The following is a 15,862-nucleotide window of genomic DNA, read 5'->3' on the forward strand; positions in this document are numbered from 1 at the left end:
GTGTATAATATCGTCTTTTATTTAAAAGATTACTCTTTTTGCTCCGACTCATTAGGCTGAAGAACAGCATTTAGAGAAATCATCTTCTCTTTTATATTGCATGTCGCATCGATTAATCTGACATGACGGCTTACTGTCGATATGGAGACATCGTATTTTTGAGCTACTTCATAATAAGAAATAGTTCGTCGATGCATTTTTGCAGTTAAATATTCGAGCGCCGCCGACCAACTCGCTGGTTTACTTATTTTAGGCGTATTAGGGTATAGTTTCGACAGAAAGTCGCCCCATAGTGTCATCATATCGTATTGTTGAATCAGATCATATTGTTGATCCATCTTCTGACGTGCTAGATTCATTACTTCTTCCCAACTATTTTCCCAAATGGGCAACGACATCGGTAAACGGTTAGCACCTACTACAATCTCTTTCCCACCGAGCATTGCACTAATGGGTTCTTGCACGCCAATACTGCGTAAAACAAATATAGCCATTTTTTTCAAATAATCGAATTCTTCTGCTTCTTTAACAAAGGAACGAAGCACAAGCTCGACTTCACTATCCGCGATCATCCCTAACGCTTGTATTACTTGTAGCTTAGTGTTCGTATCGCCATGGCGCAGTGCCCAAAAAAACGAAGAACGAACAAGTGGATCATTTTTAACATAATCCGGCATACCGCTTGGGGAATGCTCCCACTCAGCGAATTGCTGCTCAAAAGGAAGATGGTAATGGTAGTTTAATGAAGTAGTAATTTGCTCCGATTGCTTCAATTCCATTTGTGACAAAAAGTAATGAGGAATATCAGAGACAGGATCGATCTTTATTACTTGCTTCCATAAGCGCTTAGCTTCTTCGTATCGCTCCATATTACAAGCTGCAACAGCAGCATAATGATATAAACTTGGATCAATCATTGCTTGTTGTGAACGAATAATTCGCGTAAAGTGGCGGTAGGCATACTCATGTTCACCAAGTATTCCCATCGTCGTCGCAAGTTTGAACAAATGATCTTCCTCAAATGGGGCTAATTTTCTCAGCAATAAAATCATTTCATATAACTGCTCTTCATCTTCTTCATGCTTATAGAAAATAGCCAAATTGCATAGTGCATGCAAATTACCATTATCTTTTTCTAGGACACTATACGCTGCCTCCAATGCTTGCTGGAACTTTCCCATATAGTAATAAGCTAATGCCAAATTGTTATGCGCAGCTAAAAAATCAGGTTGTTCTGCTACAATTTGTTCCAACATTTGCACCGCTTCATGAAACTTTCCATCTTCCAATAACTCTCTTGCCAAATCATGTTCCACTACCCCTGCTCGAGCTTTGATGCTTGTAAGTTTCGTAGGGCGATCTAGCTCATATTGCAAATACTCTAGCATTTCTTCTGCATCTTCCAAGTAGACACCATCTGCATCTTCTTGCAAGTAGGCAACTAGAGCATGTTCTGCTTCTATATACATTTCCAAATTGGCATAATTATTAGCTTTATAAAATAAACATTCCGTCATCGATGGGTCAATTGTATCTATAATCAAATCTAATACTTGATTAGACTCTGCATAGTTTCCCAGTTCGGATAAAACTCCTGCTAGATTGCATTGATTAACTGGATTTTTAGGTTCATATTCCACAGCTAATCGAAAATATTTAAGTGCTTTATCATAATGGTTTCGATCCAGCGAGCGAACGGCCCTTTCAAAAAAAAACGTAGCATCCCACTTTACCGCTATAATATTCGTTTGATTACTGAGTGCAATATGTTTTTTTCCTGCCAAACAAAAGGCACCTCCCTCATTCCGCCTGTTACAATTATACCATAGCCATAACAATACTGATACTAACCAAGTACATAGAAACAAAAGCGGGCAGCTGCCGCTACCCGCTATTCTTACTATTCAGCTTATATCTTTATTTTTCGTTATACTCCTCTGTTTTTGAACAGAGTGCTGATTGATCCGCCATCAAGTATAATCTTTGTAGCTTCTGCTAACAGCGGTGCTACAGATAAAATTTTGAATCTGGTAGAGACTTCACTTGGAAGCATAATTGTATCCGTTACAATTACTTCTTTAATATTCGGATGATCTAATCGTTCAAGCGCAGCATTAGAGAAAACCGCATGTGTTGCACATACGTAAACATCTTTTGCGCCTCGATCTTTCAAACCTTGTACAACGTTCATGATCGTTGATCCCGTATCGATCATATCTTCAATAATGATTGGTGTTTGACCTTCCACGTCACCTATAACATGAGTAATAGAAGACTCGTTGTGTGCAGGTCGCTTTTTAATCATAATTGCAAAAGATGTATCCAAATAATTAGCTAGCTTTTCTGCTGTAGAAGCACGACCAGCATCGGGAGACACCACAACCGGATTAACGATATTTTTAGCTTTTAGATAATCACTAATTAAATCTAATGCAGTGAGATGGTCAACCGGAATGTTGAAGAAGCCTTGAATAGCCGGCGCGTGTAAATCAATCGTCATTACACGACTTGCTCCGACTGTCGTAAGAACATCAGCAAGCATTTTTGCAGAAATCGGCTCACGTGGAGCAGCTTTTCGCTCTTGGCGTGCATATCCATAATATGGAATGATGACATTGACAGTTCTAGCAGACGCTCGCTTCGCTGCATCGATCATAACTAAAAGTTCAACAAAATGTTCGTTAATCGGATGGGAAAAAGATTGCACAAGAAACACATCGCAATTTCGGATAGTCTCCTCATAGTGAACATAAATTTCCCCGCATTTGAATCGCGATAATTTAATAGCTCCTAATGGAATCCCTAGTTCATCACTTATCTTCTGTGCTACTGCGGGATTGGACGATCCTGAAAATATACGCACCTTGTCGCTTAACATGATACCCTCCTGAGCATTTCAACCAAATAATTTCAAGCTACTTGTCTTATTATACATTGAATTTACGAATAATCAAAAAACATTTTTTATCTTTTTCGACAATCAGATGAAATTTTAACATCTCCTGAATTATCGCATCTTATTAGTCGTTGGTTTACCATAACGATTTTCCAATTCTGTCATCAATGCATCAAGCGAAAGTCCTTGTTGTCTAAGCAATACCATCAAATGAAAAATCAAATCACTTGATTCACTTCGCAGCTCGTCTTGATCGTTATTTTTGGCTGCAATAATTACTTCTGCTGCTTCTTCGCCCACTTTTTTCAATATTTTGTCGAGCCCTTTGTCGAATAAGTAAGAAGTATAGGACCCTTCCGTTCTCTCTGCGTCACGAGTAGCAATAACTTCCTCTACTTTAGCCAGCATCGCAAAACGATCCGCTTTCGAGCTGCTCGGATGAGCATCAGCATTTATTTCGATGGGGTTAGTAAAGCAAGTATAACTGCCTGTATGACAAGCTGGACCTACTTGTTCTACCAGTAACAACAAAGTATCTCCATCACAATCATAGCTTAACGATTTCACTTGTTGCGTGTGACCACTGGTCGCTCCTTTATTCCACAATTCACTACGCGATCTGCTCCAATACCAGCTACTTCCCGTATCGATTGTTTTTTGTAGCGACTCTCGGTTCATATAAGCAAGCATCAGCACCGCTTTACTTTGGAAATCTTGTACAACAACGGGAACTAAGCCGGCAGCGTCCCATTTAATCTGTTCAAACATAATATCCATCAGCGTACCTCTATTCCTTTCTGTTGCAAGTCAGCCTTTACTTCAGCAATAGTAATTTCCTTATAGTGAAATATCGATGCCGCAAGCCCAGCAGAAGCGTTGCTCTCTGTAAACACGCGATGAAAGTCTTCCACTTTTCCCGCTCCACCTGAAGCAATAACTGGAATATTCACTGCATCCGCAATTGCTTTTGTTAATGTAATATCAAAACCATCTTTTGTACCATCAGCATCCATACTCGTAACGAGTAGTTCACCCGCTCCGAGCTTTTCTGCCTCTTGCGCCCACTTCACAGCAGATAAACCAGTACCTTTTTTACCACCATGGGTAAAAACTTCATAGTCTTGCATTTCTTCGTTATACTTCGCATCGATAGCGACAACAATACACTGCGAACCAAATTTGCGCGCTCCTTCTTCAATCAAAGAAGGGTTACGAATTGCTGCAGAGTTAATACCTACTTTGTCTGCTCCTGCACGCAACAAACGCATCATATCATCTGTCGATGCAATTCCTCCGCCTACAGTAAAAGGAATATTCACTTCACTTGCCGTTCTTTTCACCATATCTATCGTTGTTTCGCGTCCTTCATTTGTTGCCGTTATATCCAAAAATACCAATTCATCAGCACCTTCACGATCGTACAGAGCTGCTAGCTCTACAGGATCTCCAGCGTCTTTTAAATTAACAAAGTTAACCCCTTTTACTACTCGACCGTTGAATACATCCAAACATGGAATGATGCGTTTAGTTAACATTGCGTCCTCTCCTTTGCGTCAACATCAGTTCGTTAAACTTAAAAAATTTTGCAATAATCGTAATCCAAACAAACCGCTTTTTTCTGGATGAAATTGCATACCGTATATGTTTTCTTTACCTACAATTGCAGTAACTGCCCCATAATAATCCGTTTGTGCTAACAAAAGCTCCGGATGAGACAGTTTAACATGGTAGGAGTGGACAAAATAAACATAATCCATAGCAAGGTTAGCAAATAGCGGAGACTCTGGCTGTACGATCTGTAGCTTGTTCCACCCCATATGCGGAATTTTCATCTCTCGATGATCCTTATTAGAAAATCGTACCACTTGTCCTGGCAATAACGATAATCCTTCATGCAGACCATGCTCCATACTTGTCTCAAACAACAACTGCATACCTAAGCATATACCTAGCACTGGTTTGCCTGATGCAGCATACTTCCGAATTGTTTGATCAAGCCCACTACTTGTTAAATTGCTCATCGCATCGCCAAACGCACCTACACCGGGAATAATTAGTCCACGAGCAGCAGCGATAACATCGGCATCGCTTGTAATGACTGTTGTAAACCCAAGTCGTGCTGCTGCTTGATGTACACTTTGCAAATTACCCATGCCATAGTCAACTATGGCAATCATATTACAGTAGTCCTTTCGTAGAAGGAACACCTTGTACTCTTGGATCAATCGTAGTCGCTTCATCTAGTGCTCGACCAAGCGCTTTGAAAATAGCTTCGACCATATGGTGCGTGTTTTGCCCATAATGAACGATGACATGAAGTGTAATCCGAGCTTCAAGTGCAAACTTCCATAAAAATTCATGAACTAACTCTGTTGTAAAACTACCTACATGTGCAGATGGAAACTCTGCTTGGAAATGTAGATGTGGGCGATTACTGACATCGATAATGACTTGTGCCAATGCTTCGTCCATCGGAACAAATACAGAAGCATAACGTTTAATTCCAGCTTTGTTACCTAATGCTTCACGCAATGTTTGCCCCAAACAAATACCAATATCTTCTGTCGTATGGTGATCATCGATATCAACATCTCCAATCGCACGTACCGCCAAGTCGAATTGACCGTGTTTTGCAAATAGGTCCAGCATATGATTGAGAAATGGTACATCGGTTTCTAGTTCTGTTTTGCCCGTGCCATCTACTTGAAATGACAATTTAATATCTGTTTCACTCGTTGTTCGCTCTACTGCTGCTTTTCTTACTTGAATGTCTGTCATCGCTTGTTATTCCTCACTTTATATCATATTTATCTTTTACGAAAGTTGCATACTACGTGAAGCTTGTTATTGCTCATTTTCTAATCGGACGGCAATTGCTCTCGCATGCCCTTCCAATCCTTCGTGTCGAGCAAGCGTCATTATTTTGTGACCATTGTCCATAAGCGCTTGTTTACTATAATAAATCATACTCGATTTTTTCATAAAATCGTCCACATTAACAGGAGAAGCAAATCTTGCCGTTCCATTCGTCGGAATAATATGGTTCGGCCCTGCAAAGTAATCACCAACCGGCTCTGAACTATAGTCTCCTAAAAATATTGCTCCCGCATTCTCGATCTTACCTAATATGCTCATAGGATCATTTGTCATAATCTCCAAATGCTCTGGTGCTAAATCGTTAACTACACGGATGCCGTCCTCCAAACTATCAACCAGTAATACTGCTCCATACTGATCAATAGAACGTCGGGCAATCGCTTCCCGTGGTAATACTGCCAATTGTTTTTCCACTTCTGCTGCTACTTGGTGAGCAAGCTGCTCGGAAGTAGTCACCATAATCGCTGCTGCCATTTCATCATGTTCTGCTTGTGATAGTAAATCTGCTGCTACATATACAGCATTTGCTGTTTTATCTGCAAGCACTACTATTTCGCTAGGACCAGCCATACTATCAATATCTACGACTCCAAATACTTCTTTTTTCGCAAGTGCTACATAAATGTTACCCGGTCCACATATTTTGTCGACCGGTTTTATCGACTCTGTACCGTAAGCAAGAGCAGCAACTGCTTGCGCTCCACCAATTTGATAAATTTCGGTAACCCCTACTTCTGCTGCCGTTACTAAAATATACGGATCTACACCGGGCTGACCATTCGTTGCTGGAGGGGTAACCATTACAATTTCTGGAACTTCTGCTACTTGCGCAGGTATTACATTCATAAGTACGCTTGATGGATAAGCTGCTTTACCACCTGGCACGTACAATCCTACACGCTTTAACGGACGCATAATTTGCCCTAATATTGTACCATTCGATTCCATGTCCATCCAAGAATTTCGTTTCTGTTTTTCATGAAACAACCGAATGTTCTGAGCAGCTTCCCGAATCGCTGTCAAAAACTGCTCATCAACTTGTTCATATGCTGCTGCAATCGTTTTTTCATCTACTCGCAATTGTTGAGGGGTAAGCTCCGTACCGTCAAGCTGTTTCGTATAATCTAATAACGCCGCGTCTCCTCTAGCTTTGACATCCGCTACAATTTGAACGACCGCTTCATTCTGTTGCTTATTTCCGTACTCTACTTCTCGTTTAATGCCAAATTGCTCCGCACGCATTACTCGCATCTTTACTTTCCTCCTTGTCATTGAGACTAAGCTAAGTTGATCGCCATGCTTTTATTATGCTAAGCTTGGTTATCCCTTGGCAATGATAGTCGCTTGTAATTGATCACATATTTGTTGAATACGTTCATTTTTCATCTGATAACTGACTCTATTAGCAATCAGACGGCTCGTAATGCCAAAAATCGTCTCATGCTCCACTAGCCCGTTCTCTTGCAATGTCCGACCTGTCTCCACCATATCGACAATCCGATCAGCAAGACCGATTAAAGGTGCTAATTCAATAGAACCATTTAATTTTATAACTTCTACTTGCTGCCCTTGCTCACGAAAATAAGCAGAAGCTACATTCGGATATTTCGTTGCTACTTTTGGATAAAAGGTTGGCTCCCAATCCGGCAAACCAATGACTGACATCCGACAAGCAGCTATTTTTAAATCTAACAGTTCATAGACATCACGATTTTCTTCCATTAATACATCTTTTCCTACGATCCCTATATCCGCCACACCGTACTCCACATACGTTGGCACATCGACAGGCTTAGCCATAATAAACTCCATACCCGCTTCTGGAAGTTCAATAATTAATTTTCGGGAATCATCCAAATCGTCTTGTATAGGAATACCTGCTTCACGAAATAGACGTGATGCTTGTTTGTATATTCGGCCTTTCGGCATGGCAACTTTCAGCAGTTCTGTATTTACTTTACTCATTATTTTTCCTCCTACTTCTCTTCACCATCATACAAATGTATTTCTATAAAAGATTGTCCCTTATAAACTTTGCTTGCATCTTGCACTGACAAACTAGCTGGAATCTGAGCAAGATACTCTGTAATCACTACTTTGCCTTGCAAACGCATCTGTTGCGCAGCAGCGATCGCTTTACTACGTCCCGCATCCGTATATACAATCAAATGACGTAAAGACGCTCCATCTTCTTCTGGCTGCAATAGCTCCACTAGTCTCGTTGTTTTAAGTGCAAAGCCGGTCGCTGCTGCTGGTCTGCCAAACTGTGCGAGCAAGTTATCATATCTACCTCCGCTAACGACGGGGAAGCCAAGATCGGCAGCATAGCCTTCAAAAATCATACCTGTATAATAAGTGAAATCACCGATCATCGTTAAATCAATCATCACATGCTCCGCTACCCCATAATCTTGTAGCGCATCCCACAGATCACTCAAATGCGAAATAGCTTTATGTGCTGTTTCGTCTTTGTTCATCTGCATCGCTTTGGCACAGATTTCTTTGCCTCCACGTAGCAGCAACATACCTTCCAGTTCGTTTTTCAACGCTACATCAAGCTGTAACTGTTGCAACTGCTGACGATAACCTACATAATCCCGATCGAGTAGTTTACTTTTTAACGTTTCTTGCATCAATGGATCATCTGCTAATATAGCTGCAAACAAACTATTCATAAATCCAACGTGCCCTATCGCAATTTTAAACCGATCGATACCAATCGCTTTTAATGTCGCAATAGCTAGTGCGACTACTTCCGCATCTGCTTCAGCCGAAGAATCTCCGATTAACTCTACCCCTGTTTGGAAAAACTCTGCTTCCCGCCCAGCTTCTTCTTCAATGGAACGAAAAACATTCGCATGATAAGAAAGCCGAATTGGAAATTGTCTATCTTGCAATAAAGAAGATACGACACGTGCTATTGGACCTGTCATATCTGATCGTAGCACCATCGTTGTTCCACGATTATTAAGTAATTTAAACAGCTTCTGATCCGAAGTAGAACTTGCCATTCCTACTGTGTCATAGTATTCCATCGAAGGGGTTACTATTTGTTCATATCCCCAATTTGCCATACATGACAATACAGTCTGCTCAATATAACGCAATTTGCGAACAGCACCTGGCAAATAATCTGTCAGACCATGTGGCTTTTCAAACATTTTTGGTTTACTCATCTATGTCACCCGCTATTGTTTTAGTGTATTAAAGCATTAACTTGTTATCTTGCTAATAAAATAAAGACATCGTTATATTATCATATTTTTGTCATTTTCGTCAAACTAACTTCACAGATATAAGGAAACGTTTTGCATGTGAGTCTCCTCCCCACGCAAAACGTTTCTTTTTCTTTCATATGCTATTGCTCTGTATGCGATATAATTTGCATAGGATTACCACCAACAAAAGCGCCGGGTGGAACATCTCGATGCACAAGTGTTGCCGCCGATATTATCGCTCCGTCACCAATAGTGACACCAGGCAATATCGTGCTGTTAGCACCGATCATTACATTTGATCCAATCATCACCTTGCCGATACGATATTCCCGAATCAAGTACTCGTGGGTCAATATCGTTGTATTGTACCCTATAATAGAATTATCTCCGACAGAAATCCGTTGTGGAAAGAATACATCAACCATCACCATAAGTGCAAATGCCGTTTGTTTACCAACTTTCATTCGCAGCATATGTCGGTATATCCAATTTTTCAAGGGTAGAATAGGACAGTAACGAGACAACTGAATCCAAATAAAATTCCATACTACTCTAATTGGACTAACGGTAGAATATAACTGCCACAGCGAATTAGCACCTTCTACAGCATAACGATCCACTTTACGCTTCAGAGATTAGTCACTCCAATCCTACAATCGCGTACAACTGACGCATATGATCTATCATATAATTTGCACCACTTTGTTCCAGTAGCGATTTACCTTTTAACGACCAACTAACGCCGACTGCTTGTACACCTGCTCGTCTGGCAGAAATTATATCTACAGCACTGTCACCCACCATTATAGCCGATTGTGGCGTAGCTTTGAGCAATTGTAATGCTTGTACAACAGGCTCCGCATCTGGTTTTACTTTCTCTACATCATCGCTTGTAACAACAGCATCAACTAAATCAGCTATACCGGTATATTCTAGCCCACGTATCGTTGTTAATCGAGCCTTCGTCGTCACGATACCAATCTGCACCTGATGTTTACGTAGTTGCTGTATTACTTCCTTCACATCTGGAAATAACCTCACATATTGATCATGCCGTTCACTGCTAATTTTTCGATATGCCGCAACCAAATCATCCACATCATGGCGACCGCTTAATTTGCGCAATTGATCGACTAACGATTCACCCATGTAAGGAATAATATGATCCCGTGTTAATGGTTCCGGAGTATTGTTCTCCAACACTTGCAAAAAGGACATAATAATCAATTCATTCGTATCTAGTATTGTACCGTCTAAATCAAATAACACTGTTTTAATCATTGTACTTGCCTTTCTCCACGCTCATTTTCATTCTAGTTGGTTTTTACTTTATTTTTTATCGGACAGCGGAACATTTCTTTCTGGTTTACTTGTTACAATCGGATCTAAATAACGTGTATTAGCAAACCCTTTGACACGTCTCACGACTACAAATATAATTGCACCAACAATCAATAGCAATGCTACTACTTGTGATATTCGGATATTGCCGTAAGCTGGATCAAGATAGCCCTGTGTAAACATCAACGTCATCGGTGACCAAAGCGCATCCATAATTGACACTAACCATTTTGGTCCCATAAAAGCTAAACTGTCTGTGCGCAATGCTTCTATAAAGAATCGACCAATAGAGTACCATATAAAGTAAGTAGCCATTAACTCACCAGTTCGCAAAAAGGATCTACGACGAAGCACAAGTAATATAACAATTCCAACTAAACTCCAAACTGATTCATATAGAAACGCTGGATGACGGAATGCCCCTTCAGGAAAGGCAGAGTCAATAATAAACATTTGATCGACAATAAACGAAGGTAAATGTAGCGTATTGGATAGAAACGCCTCTGTTGTCGGTCCACCAAACGCTTCTTGGTTCATAAAGTTACCCCAACGACCAATCATCTGACCTGCAAGTAAGCCAGGCACACAAATATCTACAATACGTAGAAAGCTATATCCCTTATAACGAGAGTAGATCATGCCACAAATAAACGCACCAATGATCGCGCCGTATATGGCTATGCCACCTTCCCATATTTTAAATACGTCCCAAAAATTATGTTTATAATCATCCCACTTAAAAGCAACGTAATAGATACGAGCTGCAATAATAGCCGAAGGTGCGCCAAATAACAACAGATCCATAAAGAATTCCGACGCCATACCGAATCTTTTACCTTCTTGAATGGCTATTAATAAACCTACAAGAGCTGCAAAGCCTAATATAATCCCGTACCATTGAACGGTTAATGAACCTATTTGAAATGCGGTTGAATCAATTGCCAGTGTATACATTGTGATGATCTACTCCTTTATTGTTTTAATCATAATCATCGATATCGTCTGCAATTGTTTCTGTCAACTTGTTAGTAAACTGTAATGCCGCATTAAAGCCCATCCGCTTCAATCGGAAATTCATTGCACCGACTTCAATAATAACAGCCAAATTTCGACCAGGACGGACTGGTACAGTAACCAATGGTACATCAGTATCAATAATTTTTGTTTTTACTTCATCCAACCCTAAACGATCATACTGCTTTTCTTGCTGCCAAATTTCTAATTTAATTACTAAACCAATCCTTTTTTGAGTACGAACTGCTCCCGCCCCAAATAATGTCATTACATTGATAATACCTAAACCACGTATTTCTAACAAGTGACGAATTAACTCCGGTGCTGTACCATGTAAATGACTATCTGCTGTTTGTCTAATCTCAACAGCATCATCTGCCACTAACCGATGTCCACGTTTTACTAATTCTAATGCAGTTTCACTTTTACCAATGCCACTACCACCAGTAATTAATATACCAACCCCGTACACATCAACAAGTACGCCATGAATCGTAGTTGTCGGTGCAAGTTTATGCTCCAAGAATCCGGTAATTCTACTAATCAATATCGTAGTCGAAATCGGGCTGCGCAATACAGGTGTTCCTGTTCGATTCGCTTGATCCAACAATTGTTCAGGAGCCTCTAACTCTCTAGTCAATATAATACACGGAGTATCATCCTGACATAAGTGCTTCATTCGATCTTCTCGTTCTGCTGCATTTAACGTATTTAGAAAAGAAATTTCTGTACGACCAAGTAGTTGTACTCGCTCACTAGGATGATAATGAAAATAACCTGCCATCTCTAGCCCAGGTCGATACAAGTCATCTACTGTAATTACTCTTTTCAGACCAACTTCGCCAGCTAATACTTCCATTTCGAAATGTTTGGCCAATTCTGCAACCTTCACTTGTTTTTTCGCCACTGCTTCGGCCCCTTTCACTTTCTTACTGTTACCATTATTGGATGTTCTAAATATCCATTCCTTTCATCGTAAATGAAAATAGCTTCGAACGCAATCTTTGCACAAAAAAAACGATAACGAAGGACGTATCCTTCATTATCGTTTTTATATATTAGTAATTATTCTACTTCAAAAATATTCAATTCTGATTCTGTATCAAACAAGTGTGATTTGTTCATATCGATAGCTAGTTTTACATTTGAGCCATCACGGATTGCAGAACGTCCGTCTACACGTGCGATTACAGTATCATTACCAATACCGTTCAAGTATAGATACATCTCATGTCCCAAGTTTTCTGCAACGTCTACGTTAGCAGTAACAATCGTGTTAGGAGATGCTTCCAAAAATACTGGCTCTTCGTGCAAGTCTTCTGGGCGAATACCTAGAATAACTTCTTTGCCAATATAACCTTTAGAACGAAGCGTTGCAGCACGTCCTTCAGGAACAACGATATCAACACTTGTAGTTTTGAAGGAAACAGTTCCTCCTTGCTCGCTTAGTGTCCCTCTAATAAAGTTCATAGATGGAGCACCGATAAAGCCTGCAACAAACATATTTACTGGATGATTATACAGCTCTTCTGGAGAAGCTGTTTGTTGAATGAAACCGTCTTTCATAACTACGATACGGTCACCCATCGTCATTGCTTCTATCTGATCATGCGTAACATAAATAGTTGTTGTCTCTAGACGTTTTGTAAGTTTACTGATTTCAGCACGCATCTGACCACGAAGTTTAGCATCAAGGTTAGATAGCGGCTCATCCATCAAGAACACTTGTGGCTCACGAACGATCGCACGTCCTAGAGCAACACGCTGACGTTGACCACCAGACAATGCTTTAGGTTTACGATCAAGCAAATGTTCAATATCAAGAATTTTTGCAGCTTCACGAACACGTTTGTCGATATCTGCTTTTTTAAATTTACGAAGTTTTAGACCAAAGGCCATATTTTGATAAACGTTCATATGTGGATACAAAGCATAGGATTGGAAAACCATCGCAATATCACGATCTTTAGGAGCTACATCATTTACAAGTCGGTCACCGATGAATAGCTTACCTTCACTAATTTCTTCCAGACCTGCTATCATACGAAGAGTTGTAGATTTACCGCAACCGGATGGACCTACCAAAACCAAAAACTCTTTATCCTTAATATCTAGATTAACATCTGTTACTGACGCTGTCTCTGCACCTGGATATTTCTTGTAAATTCCTTCTAAACGTACGCCTGCCATGTTTTTTCCCCCTACTTGGAATTTCGTTATGTTTATATCTTATCCCAATATCGGGCTGTTGACTATGCACAAACGTTACAAAAAATTTAATTCCTTTTCGTAACTTTGTACAAAAGTAATATAATCTTGACCAATACCGCGTCACGAAATAACCGAACGTCCAGTCCTGTTTCTTGTTTTAGCTTATCCAGTCTATATAATAACGTATTTCTATGTATATATAGTCGTTTTGCGGTTTCACTTACATTACAATCTAAAGAAAAAAACGTTTCGAGTGTTGCCAACATTTCGGATTCCACGAATAAATCCGCTTTCTTTAGTGATTGTTCCAAATATTTCACACGATGAGATTCCGGTATTGCATTGATTATTCTTTCTAATTGTAACATCCATGGTAAGTGTATAGTTGTTCCAATATGAAATTTTCTGCCCAAATTAATAGTTTCTCGGAGTAATTGTACTGTTTCTACCATACTGTTAGCAGGTGATACTGGATGAGCAACAGCTAAGTGACAATCCCCTAACCATTCACTAGCGAGCATTTCGTTCAGTCCAAGAGCCATAGAAGCAAGTGCCTCTTCTGCCGATTCTTCTTCTTGCATATCGAGCACATCATCTTCATCACGAAACAAAGATACTGGTCCCCAAATTAACCATTCTTCGCTTCTTAGTGGTATTAATAAAACTTCGTCCGCCAAAAAAGAACGCAATAGTTTTTCCAACTCACTATATTTCACTTGCTCCATATTTAAATGTTCTGTCACTAATAAGAAGGGAATCATTTCCGTATACATTCTACTACCGACTACTAAATGATCTGGTAAAAAATGAGCTGGCTCAGCAGCTTGTAATTGGTCATTCAACCACTCTGCAATTTTCAGTGCTCCTCGCTCTTTCTCAGATATAGCTGGACTCGGATCTATCATATCTCCCATGACCACATTTTGTTTAATTAATAACCCGATTAAGTTTCTTTCTGTAGCTTTTTCGATATAAGGAAGTTCAGCTAATATAACTTGATTTTCATCTATAAATAGTATGTATGATAGCACTTTAGAATTAATTAAATAATCGCCACTGTTGCCAAAACTACGCGAAGCTTCATTATCTAACGTATGCTTTTCTAAAAGTTCATTATCGATCATCATTTGCCAATTGCTTAACGTCATCTTGTTAATATTGATTTGGCAATTAAGTATATGTTGTAAAGTATGAACCCACTCTGGTTTGTTCATAATCGCTCTCCACTCTCCACTATCCGCTTATAGTTTATCAGTCCAGTATCTGTAATCGTATTACGTTTAAATTAACTACACTATAAATAGTGTAAACAATAATAGCGGCTCAAAGCAACTCATACTATCTATTATTGTAACAATCATCAAAAATTATTAAAACTAAACACAAAAAAACCGCGACAATTTGTCTCGGTTATCATTCATTTACAATCGATTTTAATATTACTACCAGTTAAAAACTGGTGAGCCATGAAGGACTCGAACCTTCGACTCCCTGATTAAAAGTCAGGTGCTCTACCAACTGAGCTAATGGCTCATACAATGGTGGAGGATGATGGATTCGAACCACCGAACCGTTAGGAAGAGATTTACAGTCTCCCGCGTTTGGCCACTTCGCTAATCCTCCGTAATTTTCCGCAAAGCAGAAAATGGTGGCTCGAGACGGAATCGAACCGCCGACACGAGGATTTTCAGTCCTCTGCTCTACCGACTGAGCTATCGAGCCAAACATAAAAAAATAAAAAATGGCGGAGCTGACGGGATTCGAACCCGCGGTCTCCTGCGTGACAGGCAGGCATGTTAGGCCTCTACACCACAGCTCCACACTAATGATGAAAGTTAGATGGTGGAGGCTAACGGGATCGAACCGCTGACCCTCTGCTTGTAAGGCAGATGCTCTCCCAGCTGAGCTAAGCCTCCATCTAACACTATATTGGTAGCGGCGAAGGGGATCGAACCCCCGACCTCACGGGTATGAACCGTACGCTCTAGCCAGCTGAGCTACACCGCCACACTATTATCATACCTTTATGTAAATAAAGGTTTATTCAGGTTTAGACATTACCAAGTGTCTAATCACAAATGTAATATAACAACAAAGCTTGTCCATTGTTATATAGATTTGCGCCCTGAAAACTGGATAGGAACATCGTCGCTTGTTACACATCGCTTGCTTCATTCGTTAGGATAAGCCCTCGACCGATTAGTATTCGTCAGCTCCGCACATTGCTGTGCTTCCACCCCGAACCTATCAACCTCGTCGTCTTCAAGGGGTCTTACTAATTGGGAAAATTCATCTTAAGGGGGGC

General features: G+C 40.1%; 15 protein-coding genes, 6 tRNA genes and 1 rRNA gene. All 22 read right to left on the reverse strand.

Features of this window, described 5'->3' with window-relative positions; all coding sequences use genetic code 11:
- Nucleotides 1–29: 29 nt before the first annotated feature.
- A complete protein-coding gene (locus ACFSTH_RS15110) occupies nucleotides 30–1,784 on the reverse strand; it encodes a tetratricopeptide repeat protein (protein ID WP_377769957.1) in 1,755 nt (584 codons plus the stop codon).
- A 143-nt stretch (nucleotides 1,785–1,927) separates the two neighbouring features.
- Complete coding sequence (locus ACFSTH_RS15115) at nucleotides 1,928–2,878, reverse strand: ribose-phosphate diphosphokinase (RefSeq protein ID WP_377769956.1); 951 nt, start codon at nucleotides 2,876–2,878, stop codon at nucleotides 1,928–1,930.
- A 129-nt stretch (nucleotides 2,879–3,007) separates the two neighbouring features.
- Entirely contained in the window at nucleotides 3,008–3,673 is a 666-nt protein-coding gene (gene hisIE, locus ACFSTH_RS15120) for a bifunctional phosphoribosyl-AMP cyclohydrolase/phosphoribosyl-ATP diphosphatase HisIE (RefSeq protein WP_377769955.1), read from the reverse strand.
- On the reverse strand, nucleotides 3,673–4,431 hold the full coding sequence (gene hisF / locus ACFSTH_RS15125; protein WP_377769954.1) for an imidazole glycerol phosphate synthase subunit HisF: 759 nt from the start codon (nucleotides 4,429–4,431) through the stop codon (nucleotides 3,673–3,675). Before hisF ends, hisIE begins: the two co-directional genes overlap by 1 nt.
- 24 nt (nucleotides 4,432–4,455) lie before the next feature.
- Entirely contained in the window at nucleotides 4,456–5,073 is a 618-nt protein-coding gene (gene hisH / locus ACFSTH_RS15130) for an imidazole glycerol phosphate synthase subunit HisH (RefSeq protein WP_377769953.1), read from the reverse strand.
- Between the two features lies 1 nt (nucleotide 5,074).
- Nucleotides 5,075–5,674 carry an imidazoleglycerol-phosphate dehydratase HisB gene (hisB, locus tag ACFSTH_RS15135; protein ID WP_377769952.1) on the reverse strand — a complete coding sequence of 200 codons (600 nt, stop codon included), beginning with the start codon at nucleotides 5,672–5,674 and terminating at the stop codon, nucleotides 5,075–5,077.
- 66 nt (nucleotides 5,675–5,740) lie between these two features.
- Nucleotides 5,741–7,024: a histidinol dehydrogenase gene (gene hisD / locus ACFSTH_RS15140; protein ID WP_377769951.1), complete on the reverse strand. Its 1,284-nt coding sequence runs from the start codon at nucleotides 7,022–7,024 to the stop codon at nucleotides 5,741–5,743.
- A 69-nt stretch (nucleotides 7,025–7,093) separates the two neighbouring features.
- Nucleotides 7,094–7,738: an ATP phosphoribosyltransferase gene (gene hisG / locus ACFSTH_RS15145; RefSeq protein WP_377769950.1), complete on the reverse strand. Its 645-nt coding sequence runs from the start codon at nucleotides 7,736–7,738 to the stop codon at nucleotides 7,094–7,096.
- An 11-nt stretch (nucleotides 7,739–7,749) separates the two neighbouring features.
- On the reverse strand, nucleotides 7,750–8,949 hold the full coding sequence (locus tag ACFSTH_RS15150; protein ID WP_377769949.1) for an ATP phosphoribosyltransferase regulatory subunit: 1,200 nt from the start codon (nucleotides 8,947–8,949) through the stop codon (nucleotides 7,750–7,752).
- A 182-nt stretch (nucleotides 8,950–9,131) separates the two neighbouring features.
- A complete protein-coding gene (locus ACFSTH_RS15155) occupies nucleotides 9,132–9,623 on the reverse strand; it encodes an acyltransferase (RefSeq protein WP_377770012.1) in 492 nt (163 codons plus the stop codon).
- 7 nt (nucleotides 9,624–9,630) lie between these two features.
- Nucleotides 9,631–10,272: a pyrophosphatase PpaX gene (gene ppaX, locus ACFSTH_RS15160; RefSeq protein ID WP_377769948.1), complete on the reverse strand. Its 642-nt coding sequence runs from the start codon at nucleotides 10,270–10,272 to the stop codon at nucleotides 9,631–9,633.
- Nucleotides 10,273–10,320: 48 nt separating this feature from the next.
- Entirely contained in the window at nucleotides 10,321–11,292 is a 972-nt protein-coding gene (gene lgt / locus ACFSTH_RS15165; protein ID WP_377770011.1) for a prolipoprotein diacylglyceryl transferase, read from the reverse strand.
- A gap of 19 nt (nucleotides 11,293–11,311) precedes the next feature.
- Nucleotides 11,312–12,253: an HPr(Ser) kinase/phosphatase gene (gene hprK / locus ACFSTH_RS15170; protein ID WP_377769947.1), complete on the reverse strand. Its 942-nt coding sequence runs from the start codon at nucleotides 12,251–12,253 to the stop codon at nucleotides 11,312–11,314.
- A gap of 158 nt (nucleotides 12,254–12,411) precedes the next feature.
- Nucleotides 12,412–13,536, reverse strand: a complete 1,125-nt coding sequence (locus ACFSTH_RS15175) for an ABC transporter ATP-binding protein (RefSeq protein WP_377769946.1) — start codon at nucleotides 13,534–13,536, stop codon at nucleotides 12,412–12,414.
- A gap of 86 nt (nucleotides 13,537–13,622) precedes the next feature.
- Nucleotides 13,623–14,771: a PucR family transcriptional regulator gene (locus tag ACFSTH_RS15180; protein WP_377769945.1), complete on the reverse strand. Its 1,149-nt coding sequence runs from the start codon at nucleotides 14,769–14,771 to the stop codon at nucleotides 13,623–13,625.
- Between the two features lie 243 nt (nucleotides 14,772–15,014).
- A tRNA-Lys gene (locus ACFSTH_RS15185) sits at nucleotides 15,015–15,090 on the reverse strand.
- A 6-nt stretch (nucleotides 15,091–15,096) separates the two neighbouring features.
- Nucleotides 15,097–15,180 (reverse strand) — tRNA-Tyr (locus ACFSTH_RS15190).
- Between the two features lie 23 nt (nucleotides 15,181–15,203).
- Nucleotides 15,204–15,279, reverse strand: a tRNA-Phe gene (locus ACFSTH_RS15195).
- 20 nt (nucleotides 15,280–15,299) lie between these two features.
- Nucleotides 15,300–15,376: transfer RNA gene (locus tag ACFSTH_RS15200), tRNA-Asp, on the reverse strand.
- A gap of 21 nt (nucleotides 15,377–15,397) precedes the next feature.
- Nucleotides 15,398–15,473: transfer RNA gene (locus ACFSTH_RS15205), tRNA-Val, on the reverse strand.
- A gap of 14 nt (nucleotides 15,474–15,487) precedes the next feature.
- Nucleotides 15,488–15,564 (reverse strand) — tRNA-Met (locus ACFSTH_RS15210).
- A gap of 172 nt (nucleotides 15,565–15,736) precedes the next feature.
- Nucleotides 15,737–15,862: ribosomal RNA gene (locus ACFSTH_RS15215) — 23S ribosomal RNA — on the reverse strand; the annotation flags it as partial.

This window comes from Paenibacillus yanchengensis, from assembly GCF_042684845.1.
In the GTDB taxonomy this organism is placed as follows: Bacteria; Bacillota; Bacilli; order Paenibacillales; family Paenibacillaceae; genus Pristimantibacillus; species Pristimantibacillus yanchengensis.

Excerpts from the sequence above, each read along its gene's own strand:
- hisB (WP_377769952.1), bottom strand. The coding sequence starts at position 5,674 with ATGACAGACATTCAAGTAAGAAAAGCAGCAGTAGAGCGAACAACGAGT.
- hisG (WP_377769950.1), bottom strand. The coding sequence starts at position 7,738 with ATGAGTAAAGTAAATACAGAACTGCTGAAAGTTGCCATGCCGAAAGGC.
- ACFSTH_RS15180 (WP_377769945.1), bottom strand. The coding sequence starts at position 14,771 with ATGAACAAACCAGAGTGGGTTCATACTTTACAACATATACTTAATTGC.
- hisH (WP_377769953.1), bottom strand. The coding sequence starts at position 5,073 with ATGATTGCCATAGTTGACTATGGCATGGGTAATTTGCAAAGTGTACAT.
- ACFSTH_RS15150 (WP_377769949.1), bottom strand. The coding sequence starts at position 8,949 with ATGAGTAAACCAAAAATGTTTGAAAAGCCACATGGTCTGACAGATTAT.
- ACFSTH_RS15115 (WP_377769956.1), bottom strand. The coding sequence starts at position 2,878 with ATGTTAAGCGACAAGGTGCGTATATTTTCAGGATCGTCCAATCCCGCA.
- hisF (WP_377769954.1), bottom strand. The coding sequence starts at position 4,431 with ATGTTAACTAAACGCATCATTCCATGTTTGGATGTATTCAACGGTCGA.
- ACFSTH_RS15175 (WP_377769946.1), bottom strand. The coding sequence starts at position 13,536 with ATGGCAGGCGTACGTTTAGAAGGAATTTACAAGAAATATCCAGGTGCA.
- hisIE (WP_377769955.1), bottom strand. The coding sequence starts at position 3,673 with ATGGATATTATGTTTGAACAGATTAAATGGGACGCTGCCGGCTTAGTT.
- ppaX (WP_377769948.1), bottom strand. The coding sequence starts at position 10,272 with ATGATTAAAACAGTGTTATTTGATTTAGACGGTACAATACTAGATACG.
- hisD (WP_377769951.1), bottom strand. The coding sequence starts at position 7,024 with ATGCGAGTAATGCGTGCGGAGCAATTTGGCATTAAACGAGAAGTAGAG.